Here is a 15564-nt window from a genome sequence, read left to right on the forward strand (position 1 = left end):
GCAACCGGGATGCCGCGTCCCGCCATCCGCGATATGTATGCCGACTACTTGCGACCGCCCATTATGGTTTGATGGGCAGCTTTTCCATATAATTCAGCGCATCGTCAAGCGTACGCACCGGAACGAGCTTCATTCGGGTTCCAATTTGCGCAGCTTTCGCCTTGGCTTCTTTATAATTATCCGTCGGGACAAAAAACAATTCTGCCCCCTGACGGTCAGCGGCGATAATTTTATACTTTGCACCCCCGATCGCTCCCACCTGGCCGTCTTTATCAATAGTGCCCGTACCGGCTACACGATATCCCTTACTCAAATCACCGGGTGTCAACTGGTTATAAATTTCCATCGTAAACATTAAACCTGCCGAAGGCCCGCCAACATCTGTGGATGTAAAACGAATCGTCTTACGTCCATCCTTCGGCTCTACCTTTTGCACCGTGGCAATGCTGACGCCAAAGCCGGGACGTTGTTTGCCCGTCTCGCTGTCCTTGATGGTCGTTAACGGAGCCTGCACCGTCAGCAAGGTGCCATTGCGCTTGAGCTTTACCTGTACTTTGGTCCCCGCTTTCTCATTTTCCAAGGCAATCCGAATGGAGCGATTATTCGTTACCCTCGTGCCGTTCAGCTCCAATATTTCATCTCCAGGCTCAAATACGCTGTTTGATCGGGGCACCTTAAACACATACACATAATCCGGCACAATCCGATACGGAATACGGGCGCGGCTGTAGGCAGCCTCCATGGCGGAGGACTGGGAATCCCCCATATACCATACCTGCTCTGCTGTATATTCGTCCTCACTTCTTCCGTGCAAACGATCCTCCTTGCGCTGAATCTCCGAATTGCTATCCAGCTTGGACATGCCCAGCATGATGAGATTGGCATAACGTGCCGATACTGTCGTCATCATAAAGGTCCCCCGTTCGTTATGATCCCCTTCCTGGACTGTAACCATCGGTTTGAGCTCGTTGGCCCCACCTGGTCCATAGATCAGATAAGGGGTCGGCATGTAGACCAGCACATAGACCATTGCGGTCAGCATCAAAACATAACCGATTGAAAAAAGAGCACTTTTGCGGCTGATTTGCTTCATCGCTTCTCCCCCTTTCAGCCCGACTTCCTAACTTCCTAACCTCCGCCAATCAATCCTGCGCACCTGCTTGTTCTCAAGCCTTTCGAATAAGCATACATTGTTTACGACAAGACAACTTATATGAACAACGTATATGAATAACCCCATACCGACAACATCGTGAATAGTACGCTGACGACAGCATCCGACTCTTTTAGTATATGGATGAGAGGTGAACCCTTTGACACAAAAGGAAGCCCATACCACGCCTTACTGGACAACCCTGCTGCTTGGCTTCGGAGCCATCCTGCTTGTATTGGCTGTTGTCACCTCTCCAGAAGAGGTGTTCAAAGCCTCTGCTCAAGGGCTTAAACTGTGGTGGAGTATTATTTTCCCGGCTATGCTCCCTTTTTTGATGTTATCCGAAATGCTCATCGCCTTCGGCCTGGTCCATGGACTGGGTGTCCTGCTGGAGCCGTTCATGCGCTTCTGGTTTCGACTGCCCGGACGAAGCGGCTGGGTGCTGGCCCTTGGCCTGACCGCCGGATTCCCTGCGGCTGTGGAGGCAGTGCGTCAATGGGCACAGCAGGAGGATATGACCGAGCCTCAGCTCAGCCGACTGACCGCCATCGCCCATTTCTGCAATCCGATCACCATCCTGCTCGTCATCGGAACAGGATTGCTGCACAATGCAACTGTAGGCGGAATGTTACTTGCTGTTCACTGGATCTCTGGATTACTGGCAGGCTGGATTACAGCCAGACTGCCTGCAACCTCAAAGGAATTGCAAAAACGGGAAACGCCAGCTGCCCTACGGCCCACTTCTGTTTCCCGTACTTCCACCACCCTGATCCGCTCCGCATGGAATGCTGCGCAATCCGCCAGAGAACGGGACGGCCGCAGCTTCGGAAAGCTGCTGGGCGAAACCGTATCTCATGCTGTACAGACGCTTATGGTGACAGGTGGATTTATTATTTTCTTTTCCGTACTGATTCGACTAATATCCATATATACAGGCCAAGGAACGCTTTCTTTCATATGGCCTGCCTGGATGGAGATTCATCTGGGTTCCTATGAAATCAGCCGTTTGCCTTATGACCTCCGCACCCAAGCGGCACTGATCAGCGCCGTACTGGGTTGGGGCGGCCTATGCGGCTGGCTCCAAATTACCGCAGTCACCAGACCATCCGACAAAGGCATCACATTCACCCTGTCGCGAGCGCTTCATGGGATCATTGCCTGCGGGCTTACGCTCGTGGCATGGATACCTTTCAGTCGCATAGCTAACCATACAATTCCCGCCTACATCAGCGGGAGCTCGGCTTCTTCCTTTGCAGAAAGCGGATATGATGAGGCCGCACACTTCGTTATGACGGAAGCCGCTAAGCTTTTAGCACAATTAGAAGGTGCGTCTCTATATCCCTGGCAGCTGACTTTGCTGTCTGCCTCTCTGTTGGCTGTAATTGTGTTTATATTACTCGTCATTTCCTTTATGACTTTATGGTTGAGCCGCCGCGCAGCGCGTTAACCTTGGAACGCAGCGCGTCCTCAACCTCAGGTGCTACCAAATCTACGACCTTGCCGTCAAAATGGGCAATTTCCTTCACCATACTGGAGCTCAGATATGAATACGCGGGATTTGTCATCATAAAGATCGTTTCCGCATCCGGGTTCAGCTTATGATTCGTAGAGGCCAATTGCAGCTCGTATTCGAAATCGGTCACCGACCGTATTCCTCTAACAATAACCTGAGCCCCTTTTTGACGTACATAATTGGCTGTCAGATCACGGAAGCTGTCCACCTCAATATTTGGAATATCACGGGTTACAGTCCGCAATAGCTCCATTCGCTCCTCCAGAGAGAACAACGGATTTTTACTAATATTGTTAAGAACCGCGACAATTAGTAAATCAAACTGTCTGGCTGCTCTTTGAATGATATCCTGATGCCCCATCGTCACGGGATCAAAGGTTCCCGGGTATACGGCAATACGTGGTTTGTGCTCAATCATGATGGTCCTCCCCGCTTGATTCGGTGATGCCGGATTTAGTGACTCCGGCTTCTGTATGCTCTTCGGCGTCCGACAAAGCATCGGCTGCATATTTATAAATAGATAACGCCGTTTCACCATAGACTGCCTTTTTGACCTGTTCGAACGGCCCGAAGCTTTCCGGGTATTCATGTCCAGACTCATACTCAAGCACAATAATTGCCTCTGAACGAAGCAAGTCCAATTCAGCCATACGGCTCATTAATTCATCTCCGTGTTTGAGACGATAGGGCGGGTCCAGAAAAACAGCATCAAAAAGGGCTCCACGTTTTGCGAGCGCCTTGAGCGCTCTTCCGGCATCATTACGGAACACTTCAGCCTGTTCTTCCAATCCGGTTTTTCGTAAATTTTCTTTAATGACTTCAATGCTTTTCGATTCCATATCAATAAAAACCGCCTTGTCCATCCCCCGGCTAAGCGCCTCTATGCCCAGGCCACCACTGCCAGCGAACAGATCAAGCGCGACTCCCCCATCAAAATAAGGACCTATCATGCTAAATAGCGCTTCCTTGACCTTATCCGTGGTCGGTCGCGTCCCTGTGCCGGGAACTGCCTTTAACGGCCTTCCTTTGGCACTACCCGATACCACTCTCACGCTGAAACTCACCTATTTTCTATATGTGTTCATAACCATATAAAGATTATGACGTTATCGTACCACATGCACCGCCGTTTGAAAAACGTAGGATTGTGCAGGTATAAAAAATCCTTCCCTGGGCATCCTTAGGATATCGGCATTCAACCAATGTCGTAGACAACCGCGGAGAAGACTTACGTTTCCCCATAAGCTCTTCGTCCGGTTTCTCCTCTCCCATTCGGGCGCTTCTTTCATGGAGCGCCTGATTTTTTTGCATAAAAAGAAGCTGCCCCATAGCAGCTTTATGTATCATTTTTTCTATTCTAGGATTTGCTCATTTAAGCAGCTCTTCTGGGATATCGCCTTGATAAACATACACATAGCTCGCTACCGATACAGCAAATGCTGCAAACATAGACAGCGATGTCGCTATACCATATACTATTTTTCTCACCATTCCTCTTCACCTCCTTCCCCGAATCAATGTCAGGCTCTGGACGAAAAAAGCTACAGCCACTACAGAAGAACCGATTACAAAATTAGTACACACAAGTATGGAGGATAACAGTCGCAGGAGAGGGTAAAAACGAGCTGGAATGCGCGACTGCTTTTCAATCCTGGATGGGGCAAAGCATAAAACAAGCATTAGAGCCATTCCGGTAAACAGGTTTGTCCACCAACTGTCTAAAGAGATGCAGGATATAGATGTAAAAGCGACCGAGGTTACCAGCACACATGCCATTCCTGTTTTCAAATGTATGCCTCCTGATATTTGGCGCAACAGAGCAAAGGCGATAAGGATCGTTGCAGCTGCTGCCGTCCGTCCAGTGAAAAATGAGGCCAATAGTGTCAGCACTACGATCATGGATGCATTCAGAATGAGAGCAAGCGCATATTGAAGCACCGGAACGGAGGCGGGATGATCCGGCACCGTACGCTTGATCTGGTGGGCAAGCCTGGAAGCCATTATTTCAATCATCCCGGTATTCCTTTCCGAGCGCATAATAGATGAAAAAACCGGAAACCAGCGCGAAAAACATCATATTTAACCATATTTCGTTATAATACAGCACAATGGAAGTTGAAATGAGCGACAGGATAATCAGCGTGATGACAATGCCATACTCCTCTTTGAATTTAAGCTTTTTGAAATTAGGAGAGAAGCCTATCCCCTTTCGATACATCATAAATGAGATGAGCAGCCCTGTGGCTGCGCTTATTGATTGCAGCAAATAACCCTTCAAGGACCCATCATGCAGCTCAGAAACTGGCAAATTGCCGAACAGCATTTTTAGGAGCAACGACTGAATAACGGCATACGCAAAATAACCTGTTACAGTCATAATGCCTGACCACACAATCGGGATTTTCACTATGGTAGCAAGTAAGAAAATAAAAAGCAGCATATTGATGACAGGTACCAAATACGAGAGGGACCATTCCTCTCGGAGCAAATAGCTTTGCAGGTTCATAATCAGATTTACAAAAATGGCCTGCCATAGATAAGGAATCATTTTGATTTTAAAAACACTAAGAATCAGTGCAAAAACAGCCACTCCCTCAAGCGTTGAAAAAAGCAAAAAGCCGATCGGCTTCACAAGCATGCACGCATCTCCTTTACAATTCCAACAAACCTCATCAGTATATTTAAAAACCTGGCTGTACATCGAATATAAAGGGCCGGAAGTTACTTTTCAAGTGGTCTTTTCAAGAGGTCTTTTCAAGGATTCCACAGATTTTTCCAAGCACTTCAACGTAATGTTATCAGATGTAAGATTCGAGTAAGGGTTAAGCAACGCTTTCCTTGACCGAATCTCCCTGTCCACGTATAGGCCTCATCCGCGATATGAGCCTTTTCCCCCACCGGATACCAGGCTGTTCAATCCACGTATAAGTGAGCCAGGATAGTCCAGTGGTGAGCAGCAGCGTTATCATAAACATCATAATGAGGTTGATCGTCGGGGCAAAGGGGAATTTAACTTGACTGATCAGCCCCAGAACCAGCATATGCGTCAAATACATACTGTAGCTGAGGCGGCCAATCCATGACCATACCCGATTTAGCAACCACATTGGCTGCCAATGATACAAAGCATATGCCCCCAGCAGCAACCCAGCGCCTATAAGGTAATCCGTCATACCTGCAAAAAACGCAAATAGCACAGATACAAGCAGCAAGCCCCAACTGACCCGGTCTATGCTTTTCCAATGCCGCTCGTTCTTCCAAATAAAAAACAACAATATACCCAGCCCGAAGCTTAGCACAAGCACAATCATGACAAACCAGGCAGCATGACGAACTGACCGGATTAGTTTAAATAATAAGGGGACAAACAGATAAAACATACATTCCACCGCTATGGACCATTCCACCCCGATAATGCTATTGATCCAGTACGGATTGAGGCCATTCAAAAACAGGACATGGGCTACAATATTGGCGACCGTGACCCTCTCCTGATCTCCAAGCCAAAATCGGGGAACTGTCCCGTTCACAATTAAATAGATCCCGAGCATTACGTAATATAAAGAGCAATTCGAAAAAAACGACGTATCAGATAAGCCGAAATTCCTTCTGTCCTGTCCCCCGAGCGTCTGCTCAGAGACAGGAATAGCGTAAAAGCGCTTGCCAGATAAAATAAAGCGACTCCTTTGGCGCCGATACTCAAGCCTTTTTGAATCCATCCGTTGATTCCGTCAACATGCTGACTGATATGCACCAGCAAAACCCCAATAATAGCCAGCGCTCTCAGCGTATCTACAAACTTCAATTTGTCATGCTCCATTTCATTCCGTACTTCGGGCATCTTATCCCTCCATAGTGATCTTTTGCGATACATTTTGTATCTATAATACACAATCATCAAAGTAAATAACTCCGTATGTAAAAAACATCTCCCAGCCGCATGATCTGCGGCCAAAAGATGTTCAGATTGTTAAGCTATAGCTAGCTGTTCCCTATTCCCTTGCAGGACTGTTATACCCAAAGCGAACGGGAAATGATGACCAGTAGTATAAACAATACCAAAATTGCAGTTGTGGAAGTCCATGCTCCACCGCCGTAGCCTCCAACGTGACCCATGTGTCATTTCCTCCTTTAGTATATGGTACATAAATACGATATGCAGCATACACCCTTGCGTATGGGCCAATCGGCAGTCATTTTATTTATTTAAATGAAAAGGAACCGTCGTTACAATGATGTCTTTATAATTGAGCAGATAAGCTCTCATCAGCAAGCTGGTCTGATTGTGCAGAATATTTTCCCACCAGTGCTTGGTAATGAATTGCGGAATGAGGACAGTTATATGATCCTCGTCTGCTTTTTTCCATTCCACTGTATCAATAAACTTGCGGAGCGGATTAATAATGCTACGATAACGGGATTTCAAGACCACCAAGCGGATACCGACATCCCATTCTTCCCATTTCTGCTCCATTTTACGAATTGCATCATCATCCACACCAACATATACAGCGACCACATTGTCCGACAACGTTTTGGCATAACTGATGGTATTCATGACGACCCGAGTAATTCCTGCCACCGGAATAATAATGGTATTGCCTTTGACCATCGGTTTATCCTTTGTAATGTCAATGCGCAGCTGCTCAGCCGTATTTTTGTAATGAATATTGATCTTCATAAAGAAATACAGTACCAATGGCAGGAAGATGAACACCATCCAAACCTGACTAAACTTGGTAAAAATAAAGATAAGCGTAATCGACAGCGTGGTCAGCATGCCGATCGTGTTAATGGCAAGCTTAACGACCCAGCCGGACGGCTTGAGCCGAATCCAGCGAATCATCATCCCTAGCTGCGAAAGCGTAAACGGGATAAATACCCCTACAGCATACAGCGGAATCAGATTTTCTGTATTCCCACCAAAAACAATGACCAGTAATGCCGAGAAAACACTCAAAAACAGAATACCATTCGAGTATCCGAGTCGATCCCCACGAACCATGAACATATGCGGCATGTATTTGTCCTTAGCCAGCATAAAAGCGAGCAACGGAAAGGCGGAATAGGCCGTATTTGCCGCCAAAAACAAGATGAGCGCTGTCACGCCCTGAATAATGTAATACATGACACCGCGTCCGAAAGTGGCATTCGCAATTTGTGAGATGACGGTTTCATGCGGATTCGGACGAACACCATACCAATAAGCCAGCAAACTGATCCCGATAAACATGCACCCGAGAATCAAGCCCATCATCATCAATGTGGTTGCCGCATTTTTGGCAGCAGGCTTGCGAAAGTTCGGAATGGCATTCGAGACAGCTTCTACCCCAGTTAACGCCGAACAACCCGAGCTAAACGCCTTCAGTAAGAGAAACAGGCTGACGTTGGATACCGTGGCTCCAAATTGCGGTGCCGCAGCATGGACTCCCCCTGCAATGTAATGAATGACACCACTAATAATCAGAACAAAAATGGAAATAACAAATAAGTAAATCGGTAAAGCCAGCACCGAGGCAGATTCTGTCACCCCGCGCAAGTTCATAATGGTCAAAAAGATAATCATGGTCAGAGCAATCGCGATTCGATGATCGTGTAATGATGGAAATGCCGATGTAATGGCATCTGTACCTGCTGACGAGCTGACCGCAACCGTCAGAATGTAGTCGACCAGCAAGGAGCCGCCTGCAATCAGACTCGGGGCCTTACCCAAATTATCTTGAGCAACGATATAGGCACCACCGCCACCTGGATAGGAAAAGATTGTTTGCCGATAAGACAGGATCAGAATGAGCAGCAATCCTAGAACCGCGATGGATATAGGTATGGAATACCATAGAGCAGCGAAGCCTGCTGTAATTAAAACCAGCAAAATTTGCTCAGTGCCGTAAGCTACAGAGGACAAAGCATCTGAGGACAGAATGGCCAGAGCCTTGAGCTTGTTTAGTTTCTCCTCTTCAAGAGCCGTCGACTTTCGAGGACGACCGATTAGTAATCTTTTGACTTTGCTTAGCATTTCATTAACTCCTTCTTGATCGGGGTTTTACAAAAGAACTTTGGATCGTATGTTTATTATGTCACCTGCACATCAGATTGATGAAACAAATGAACTATTATTTTATACCCCCTCACCCTGAAAAAAACAATAAGGAATGCTTCATATAATGAGCATTCCCAAGTAAGAAAGAGTATTTCGATAAAATACCCTTATGTATATAGTAATTTGAACTTTTCCGGCGTAATTCCCTCAGCACGGCGAAAAGTTGCCACAAAATGGCTGACATCCCGGAAACCTACCCGCTCCGAAACCTCCTTAACCGTCAAATACGGGTACTCTGTCATCATTTCTTTAGCCTTGCGCAGCCGAATCACAATCAGGTAAGCATAAGATGTCACGCCAAAAGCCTGCTTGAACAATGTATTTAAATGACGGGCGCTAACATTCATCATGACCGCCATATCAGACAGTCCCACATCCGGACTGGCGTAATTTTGCTCCATAAAGGCCAGTACGGGCGCCAAACGTTCCACATTATGTGACAGAGAAGGCATCGAGCTGTGCTGCCCATATTTACGCAACAGCGTCAGAAAGCGGTATATATTGGCCGATGCATCTAATCCTGATAAATCACGTTCGCTAACCAGGGAATGAAGGATACCTTCTCCAAAAGTATGCAGCTCGCTATCCGGGTCCCAATGATACCCGCGCGTATGCTTCAATCCGAGAGCAGTCAATACAGCAGCGGCGATGGGCCCGTCAAATGTGATGTATAACGTTCGCCATATCTTGGTCGCACGTCTATATGCATGGGATTCGCCTGGTAGCAGCAAAACCCCGGACTGCTCACCCAGACGGAAAGTCCCCCCTTTAAATGTAAATATCCCTTCACCGGTCACCGTCTGAATCCAGTGAAAGCACGGATATCCCTCTGGACGGGACACATCCTCCTGCCTGCTGTTAAATCCGATGCTCTCAATAAAAAGCGGTAAAGAATGCTCACGCGTAGTCAGAAAAAATCGCAAATGATGGGGAGTCAAAATCATAAAAGCACCTCCGACGTATGCAGGTATGTATTTCTCTTATAGATCCATATTGTTATACCCAAGTTCATTTTATTATATTTAAAAGCCGTTACTTGTATTATAAGATAGAATTATTCTTATATACAAAGGTGATTGGTATGATAAGCGGCAAACTCCCTAAAGTATTTTATGGTGGAGATTACAATCCCGAGCAATGGGATGAGGCCACACATCAGGAGGATTTACGGATGTTCAGGCTGGCAGGGATTGATATCGCCACACTCAACGTATTTTCATGGGCCAAACTTCAGTCGGACGAAATCACATATCATTTTGAATGGCTGGATCAATTGATTGACAGTCTATATGAAAGCGGTATCTTCGTTTGTCTTGCAACCAGCACCGCAGCACACCCCGCCTGGATGGCTACCCGTTATCCAGATATTCTGCGGGTCGATGCTGACGGACGCAAGCGGAAATTTGGCGGCCGCCACAACTCCTGTCCAAACAGTCCAACCTATCGCAAATACGCGGAGCATATGGCTGACCGATTGGCCGAGCGCTACAAAAATCATCCCGCTATCCTCGTGTGGCATGTATCCAATGAATACGGCGGTGATTGCTATTGTGACAACTGCGCTGCCGCGTTCCGGGTATGGCTCAAGCAAAAATACGGATCATTGGAAGAACTGAACCGGGTGTGGAACACCTCCTTCTGGGGTCACACCTTCTATGATTGGGATGAAATTGTGCCCCCGAATAATCTGAGCGAGCATTGGGGAGAAGATCACTCCTCCTTTCAAGGAATTTCCCTTGATTATGCACGCTTTAATTCAGACAGTATGCTCGATTGCTATCTGCTGGAATATAACGCGATTAAAAAGCATATTCCCAATGCTGTGGTAACGACCAATCTGATGGGTTTTTTCAAGCAACTGGACTATTTCAAATGGGCTAAACACATGGATATTGTATCCTGGGACAGCTACCCTCAGGCTAATACGCCTGTAAGCTATACCGCGATGGCTCATGATCTGATGCGCGGCCTAAAGGATGGGCAGCCCTTTATGCTCATGGAGCAAACACCGAGCCAGCAAAACTGGCAGGCGTACAATTCGCTCAAGCGGCCTGGCATCATGCGGCTATGGAGTTACCAAGCGGTGGCCCATGGCGCGGACACCGTCATGTTCTTCCAGCTTCGCCGCTCGATTGGTGCTTGTGAGAAGTTTCACGGAGCTGTGATTGAGCATGCCGGGCATGAAAACACCCGTGTATTCCGTGAGGTAGCGCAGCTTGGCAGCGAGCTTGGAGCAATAGGAGACCGGTTCCTTGACGCGACTGTCGACTCCAAAATAGCCATTTTGTTCGATTGGGATAATTGGTGGGCATTGGAAAAATCAAGTGGACCCTCGGTTGCATTAAAATACGTCGACCAGGTGCATAAGTATTATGCTGCCCTTTTCCGGCGCAACGTGCAGGTAGATCTGATTTCCGTAGAAACGGATTTCCAGAAATATGATCTCATTATCGCGCCTGTACTCTACATGGTCAAGCCGGGTACTGCTGAGAAGCTGGAACAATTTGTGGAACGCGGCGGCACGTTCGTTACCACCTTTTTCAGCGGCATCGTCAATGAAAATGATCTGGCCACAACCGGAGGATATCCAGGCAAGCTGCGTAAGCTGCTCGGGATTTGGGTAGAAGAAATTGATGCGCTTCTGCCGGAATCACACAATCGTATTATCATGAAAGAAAAGGTAGGCGCATTGCATGGAGAATATGAATGTGGCATGCTTTGCGATCTGCTGCACAGTGAAGGTGCCGAGGTGCTGGCTGAATACGGTGATGATTTCTATCAGGGTATGCCCGTACTGACACGGAATCGTTTCGGTCAAGGTGAGGCATGGTATGTCGCATCAGACCCTGAGCAATCTTTCCTTGACGGCCTGCTGGGTTATATTTGTGAGGAAAAAGGGATTTCATCCTTGCTACGTACTCCTGCAGGCGTAGAAGCTACTGTACGTACCAAATATGGAAAATCGTATCTGTTCATCCTGAACCATAACGCCCAGATACAACATGTACATCTGGACGACCAAAAAGGGAAAGAGCTGATTAGCGGCAAATTCCTGGAAGGAGATATCACCATTGACGGCTACGGCTTTCAAGTATTGGAGCTATCATAACAACATATATCCGACTTATACAGGCCTGATTTCACAGTTCTGGTTTACAGATCAGTCTGCTGTATGAGCGCAAATTAGGTATTAAAGAAGTTCAACATGAAACGACTGCTATGGATTGGCAGCTTGTCTTATTTTTTGATTGGTCTGGCACACGTGGTTGTAGGGTCCCTGCTACCTGTGCTGCTGGAACACTACGGCAGAAACTATACGGAGGGCGGAAGCCTGATTTTCGCCCAATTTTCCGGCTTTCTGGCTGGCGTCCTGCTGTCGCCGTGGCTTGCACGAAATTTCGGCAAACGCCGAAGCCTGGTATTCGCTCTGCTCCTGTTGTGTGCGGCAGAAGTGCTGTACTCACTGCTGCCCCCTTGGGGATGGCTATACGCCGTCGGGGCGGCAGCTGGCTTTGGCTTTGGCATGGTAGAAGCGCTCATCGGTACCATCGTTATTAGTGGTATTACTCAAGGAACGGGCGCTGCTATGAGCCGGCTGGAGGTCTTTTTTGGAATTGGTGCGTTGGCTATGCCTGCTATCGCCAGCCAGTTCATTGCTCTCGGCTGGTGGAGATTGGCTTTTCCCATGATCTCCATGTTCGCAGCCATTGCGGTCGTAGCTTGGCTACGGGGGTCCTTCGGCAAACTGGACACTGTATTGGACGAACAGGAACAACGAGGGAACAACCATATGTCCTCCTCCTCTAATTCACCGAAGATGAAAGCTTCTAAAGCTAGCCCTATAGGGAATTGGAGGCTGCTGGCCCTGTTCATTGTATTTTTCTTCATCTATGTTGGGACAGAGATGAGTCTGGCTAATTTCCTGCCGTCCATGTTTATTGAGCGCCTGGGACTCACGCAAGCCGAGGCAGCACTCAGTGTTACCTGCTACTGGCTAGCGATGGCCACCGGACGACTATTCACAGGCAGCATTGCCGATCGGTACGGCTACGGCGTCTTTGTCGCCCTGAGCTCACTGGCGGCGACCGTGCTGATGTGTGTATTCCCGCTGATTAAGGGTACTGCCGCTGCCATTGTCCTTATTGCACTGCTGGGGCTGGGCATGTCCGGCATTTTTTCCATCGCACTCGTTTTTGCCAGCAAAATGATGCCAGGCACAGAAAAATCTACTACCAGCCTGCTTATCGGTGCAGGTGGAGTCGGGGGCGCCCTCCTGCCCTTATGGCTTGGAAACAGCATGGACCGTGGCGGAGCGGTCGCTTCGGCATGGTTGCTGGCAGGCTTGGCCTGTATCCTGTGCCTGCTTGGCGGGATTCTGTACGCCCTATACGTACGCAAAAAGCGGCTTCAAACCGCTTCATCCTGATACATGCCTTTTTCGGCGCCTTCAACTGTTCCTTGGTATAATGCAAGGCTACAGCACAGGCGCCATTTTACTTACTAGACGAATGTACCTTGTACACAGGCCTATTTTTAACCAAAGATAGGTCGTTGCCTATAAAACGCAGGACAAATATCCATGCCTCTCCTAGATGAATGGAGTAGTATACAACAAACCATATGGAGGTGTTTGTATTGGGTCGTCCTGAATTAAAACGAAAAAAAGGCCGTAAAAAAGATGTTTTTATCCGTTCCTGGTTTGATAAGTTAGAAAAAAAGTTTGATGAGACGCCCCCAAAGAAAAAAATCCGCTCGAAACGGAAATTTTTTGGCAAGGATATTATCGTCAAAAAACAACTTGTCCATGTGAATATTCCTCATGACGCATTAGGGACGGAGCGGGATTCTGCTGCAGGCGAAGTAAGGCAGTTCGGTTATATTTACAACCTGAGACCTCAAGTCGTTCCGATTGAAGGAGATATTATTTTTGATACAAATGGTATACTTACGCCTGGAGTTGCTCATGTTCCCGGAACGACACAGATTGTTGTCGCCGACGCAGGGAACTATGAGGTTCACTTTTCTGTGTCGGGTGTAGAGCCTAACCAGTTTGCCATCTTTATTAATGGCACCCTGGCTGGAGGAACCCTATACGGTTCAGGAGCCGGCACGCAGCAGAACACAGGGCAAGCCATCCTCACTCTGGCATGTGGCGATGTTCTCACGCTGCGAAACCATAGCTCTGCCACTCCAGTTACTCTGCAAACATTGGCTGGGGGAACTCAAACCACCGTAAACGCTTCAGTCATCATCAGAAAATTGGGATAGGCTTGAACCTTTGTAAAGCCCCAGCATATAAAAACGGGGTTTATCCCACACTCGTTCGAGCGAGGAATAAACCCTGAATAGCTTAAAAAGCCATAATAATTCCTTTGTCATTGGCATACATCGAACTGATCCCTCTGGTGGACACAATATGAATATCTTTGAATTGATAACGATTCTTCAACGCATTCATTAATTTTTCCGCCAGACCGGGATTATTGCAATGGGTAATGACGATGCTTTCCCCCATGGTATCCCTACCACTTTTCTCAATGGTATCTGCCAATTTTTCGATGATTTGATTTTGGCCGCGTGCCTGAGTAAATAAGGCGATATTCCCGTCACCGTCGGAACCTAAAATAGGTCTGATATGCAAAAATGATAGTATCTTGCCCGTGATTTTATTCATTCGTCCATTCTTCACCAAATTATCGAGGTTTTCCAATACAAAGTAAGTCTTCATCTTTGTGATAAAGGTTTCCAGAGAAGAGATAATTTCGCTTTTATGATATCCTTCGTCAATCAGCTTGCGAAGCTTAAGAGCTAACAAAACTTGTCCAGCCGACGCGCTTTTCGAATCGAATACATGGACATCTGCCCCATTTTCTTCCTCCGCCATATCTTTTCCTACCAATGCACTGGCATACGAACTGGACAGATTACTGGATAATGTAATGGCAAAGGAAGTATGCGGGCCTTGAAAGGCTTCCTTGTAAAGCAAGGGTGACGGTGATGCAGATCCAATCTTGGTTGTACAGGCTTTCATTTCTTCCATGAACTGAGGCAAGTCCAGCGCGTCATCATCAATGAAGCATTTTTCTCCCAATGTCATGTTTAACGGAATCGTAGTAATCTGCAGCTGCTCTCTAAGTTCTGTTGTTAAGTCGCAGCAGCTATCTGCTATTATTGTATACCTCATTCTGTACACCCTCATCTTATGTTATTTTCCAGTGGAATCCGAATTCATAATGCTCATGGAAAGCTCAATCAACCGTATAAATTCTTTTACATCATCCTCGCCCAAGCCGGCCACAAGCGCATCAAAATAGCCTTCTATTCTCTCCTGCTTTTGTTTAATCAACGATTCACCGTCCGGTGTAAGCCTTACACACATCCGTCGTCTGTCCTGCTCAGACATCTCCATAGTGACATAGCCTTTTTTTCTTAAGCCCGTAAGCGCTGCCGTAATTCTTGATCTGGATACATGCAGATGGTCGCTGAGTAAGGAAGGATTAATTTCATCCTCTCGATGCTGAACCAAATATTGAAGTACATGGTTTTCACCTTGGACAAGCGCTGTCAGACTACTGAATAATTCCATACTATAAATCCGTTGAACGGATTCTCTTAGTTGGTCTCTTAAATCAGCTTCTTTCATAGTAACCTCCGTATAACGCATAATACATATAGTTAACTATTAATACTATGTACTATAATGAATCGCAAGTGATAATAACAATGAATTATTTGTGAATAAATTCCGACGTTGGCGTCGGCAGAAAATAAAGTATTAGACGCCCATGCCGCTAACGC

15 protein-coding genes and 1 pseudogene are annotated in these 15564 nt (G+C 47.0%); 4 read left to right on the forward strand and 12 right to left on the reverse strand.

What is annotated here, in order from left to right; all coding sequences use genetic code 11:
• Positions 1-61: 61 nt before the first annotated feature.
• A complete protein-coding gene (locus tag L693_RS0104685) occupies positions 62-1093 on the reverse strand; it encodes a SepM family pheromone-processing serine protease (RefSeq protein WP_025716277.1) in 1032 nt (343 codons plus the stop codon).
• Between the two features lie 211 nt (positions 1094-1304).
• Between L693_RS0104685 and L693_RS0104690 the strand changes: the two genes are divergently transcribed.
• Positions 1305-2600: a nucleoside recognition protein gene (locus L693_RS0104690; RefSeq protein ID WP_231503521.1), complete on the forward strand. Its 1296-nt coding sequence runs from the start codon at positions 1305-1307 to the stop codon at positions 2598-2600.
• Here L693_RS0104690 and coaD read toward each other — a convergent pair.
• The 9 genes and pseudogenes from coaD to L693_RS0104740 form a co-directional block, all read right to left on the reverse strand.
• On the reverse strand, positions 2563-3084 hold the full coding sequence (gene coaD, locus L693_RS0104695; RefSeq protein ID WP_025716279.1) for a pantetheine-phosphate adenylyltransferase: 522 nt from the start codon (positions 3082-3084) through the stop codon (positions 2563-2565). The two genes, L693_RS0104690 and coaD, sit on opposite strands and share 38 nt — an antisense overlap.
• Positions 3077-3718: a 16S rRNA (guanine(966)-N(2))-methyltransferase RsmD gene (gene rsmD / locus L693_RS0104700; protein WP_025716280.1), complete on the reverse strand. Its 642-nt coding sequence runs from the start codon at positions 3716-3718 to the stop codon at positions 3077-3079. The genes coaD and rsmD overlap by 8 nt, the downstream gene beginning before the upstream one ends.
• 316 nt (positions 3719-4034) lie before the next feature.
• Positions 4035-4157 (reverse strand): cyclic lactone autoinducer peptide, encoded by a 123-nt coding sequence (locus tag L693_RS28815; RefSeq protein WP_081330746.1) that lies wholly within the window; start codon positions 4155-4157, stop codon positions 4035-4037.
• Between the two features lie 6 nt (positions 4158-4163).
• On the reverse strand, positions 4164-4679 hold the full coding sequence (locus tag L693_RS0104715) for an accessory gene regulator ArgB-like protein (protein ID WP_025716282.1): 516 nt from the start codon (positions 4677-4679) through the stop codon (positions 4164-4166).
• The gene (locus L693_RS0104720; RefSeq protein WP_025716283.1) at positions 4672-5304 is read right to left on the reverse strand and encodes a hypothetical protein; all 633 of its coding nucleotides are present in this window, start codon (positions 5302-5304) and stop codon (positions 4672-4674) included. The genes L693_RS0104715 and L693_RS0104720 overlap by 8 nt, the downstream gene beginning before the upstream one ends.
• 184 nt (positions 5305-5488) lie before the next feature.
• Positions 5489-6507, reverse strand: a pseudogene (locus L693_RS0104725) (acyltransferase family protein).
• Positions 6508-6677: 170 nt separating this feature from the next.
• Positions 6678-6782 carry a sporulation protein YjcZ gene (locus tag L693_RS28820; protein WP_081752081.1) on the reverse strand — a complete coding sequence of 35 codons (105 nt, stop codon included), beginning with the start codon at positions 6780-6782 and terminating at the stop codon, positions 6678-6680.
• Between the two features lie 82 nt (positions 6783-6864).
• Positions 6865-8682 (reverse strand): APC family permease, encoded by a 1818-nt coding sequence (locus L693_RS0104735; RefSeq protein ID WP_025716284.1) that lies wholly within the window; start codon positions 8680-8682, stop codon positions 6865-6867.
• 191 nt (positions 8683-8873) lie between these two features.
• Complete coding sequence (locus L693_RS0104740) at positions 8874-9710, reverse strand: AraC family transcriptional regulator (protein WP_025716285.1); 837 nt, start codon at positions 9708-9710, stop codon at positions 8874-8876.
• Positions 9711-9847: 137 nt separating this feature from the next.
• Here L693_RS0104740 and L693_RS0104745 point away from each other — a divergent pair, with 137 nt between their 5' ends.
• From L693_RS0104745 to L693_RS0104755, 3 genes are all read left to right on the forward strand, one after another.
• Complete coding sequence (locus tag L693_RS0104745; RefSeq protein ID WP_025716286.1) at positions 9848-11875, forward strand: beta-galactosidase; 2028 nt, start codon at positions 9848-9850, stop codon at positions 11873-11875.
• 96 nt (positions 11876-11971) lie between these two features.
• On the forward strand, positions 11972-13192 hold the full coding sequence (locus tag L693_RS0104750) for an MFS transporter (protein ID WP_025716287.1): 1221 nt from the start codon (positions 11972-11974) through the stop codon (positions 13190-13192).
• Positions 13193-13401: 209 nt separating this feature from the next.
• Positions 13402-14034 carry a hypothetical protein gene (locus tag L693_RS0104755; RefSeq protein WP_025716288.1) on the forward strand — a complete coding sequence of 211 codons (633 nt, stop codon included), beginning with the start codon at positions 13402-13404 and terminating at the stop codon, positions 14032-14034.
• Between the two features lie 82 nt (positions 14035-14116).
• On the opposite strand, the gene L693_RS0104760 is transcribed toward L693_RS0104755, so the two are convergent.
• Together L693_RS0104760 and L693_RS0104765 are read right to left on the reverse strand one after the other, a co-directional pair.
• On the reverse strand, positions 14117-14950 hold the full coding sequence (locus tag L693_RS0104760; RefSeq protein ID WP_025716289.1) for a DegV family protein: 834 nt from the start codon (positions 14948-14950) through the stop codon (positions 14117-14119).
• Between the two features lie 21 nt (positions 14951-14971).
• Positions 14972-15409, reverse strand: a complete 438-nt coding sequence (locus L693_RS0104765; RefSeq protein WP_025716290.1) for a MarR family winged helix-turn-helix transcriptional regulator — start codon at positions 15407-15409, stop codon at positions 14972-14974.
• Between the last annotated feature and the right edge of the window lie 155 nt (positions 15410-15564).

Source organism: Paenibacillus sp. 1-18, assembly GCF_000520755.1.
Classification (GTDB): domain Bacteria; phylum Bacillota; class Bacilli; order Paenibacillales; family Paenibacillaceae; genus Paenibacillus; species Paenibacillus brasilensis.

Bases quoted from the DNA above. Each gene is read 5' to 3' on its own strand.
- L693_RS0104685 (WP_025716277.1), bottom strand. From the start codon at position 1,093: ATGAAGCAAATCAGCCGCAAAAGTGCTCTTTTTTCAATCGGTTATGTT.
- L693_RS0104715 (WP_025716282.1), bottom strand. From the start codon at position 4,679: ATGATTGAAATAATGGCTTCCAGGCTTGCCCACCAGATCAAGCGTACG.
- L693_RS0104765 (WP_025716290.1), bottom strand. From the start codon at position 15,409: ATGAAAGAAGCTGATTTAAGAGACCAACTAAGAGAATCCGTTCAACGG.
- L693_RS0104740 (WP_025716285.1), bottom strand. From the start codon at position 9,710: ATGATTTTGACTCCCCATCATTTGCGATTTTTTCTGACTACGCGTGAG.
- L693_RS0104735 (WP_025716284.1), bottom strand. From the start codon at position 8,682: ATGCTAAGCAAAGTCAAAAGATTACTAATCGGTCGTCCTCGAAAGTCG.
- coaD (WP_025716279.1), bottom strand. From the start codon at position 3,084: ATGATTGAGCACAAACCACGTATTGCCGTATACCCGGGAACCTTTGAT.
- L693_RS28815 (WP_081330746.1), bottom strand. From the start codon at position 4,157: ATGGTGAGAAAAATAGTATATGGTATAGCGACATCGCTGTCTATGTTT.
- L693_RS0104720 (WP_025716283.1), bottom strand. From the start codon at position 5,304: ATGCTTGTGAAGCCGATCGGCTTTTTGCTTTTTTCAACGCTTGAGGGA.
- L693_RS0104760 (WP_025716289.1), bottom strand. From the start codon at position 14,950: ATGAGGTATACAATAATAGCAGATAGCTGCTGCGACTTAACAACAGAA.
- L693_RS0104745 (WP_025716286.1), top strand. From the start codon at position 9,848: ATGATAAGCGGCAAACTCCCTAAAGTATTTTATGGTGGAGATTACAAT.
- L693_RS28820 (WP_081752081.1), bottom strand. From the start codon at position 6,782: ATGGGTCACGTTGGAGGCTACGGCGGTGGAGCATGGACTTCCACAACT.
- L693_RS0104750 (WP_025716287.1), top strand. From the start codon at position 11,972: ATGAAACGACTGCTATGGATTGGCAGCTTGTCTTATTTTTTGATTGGT.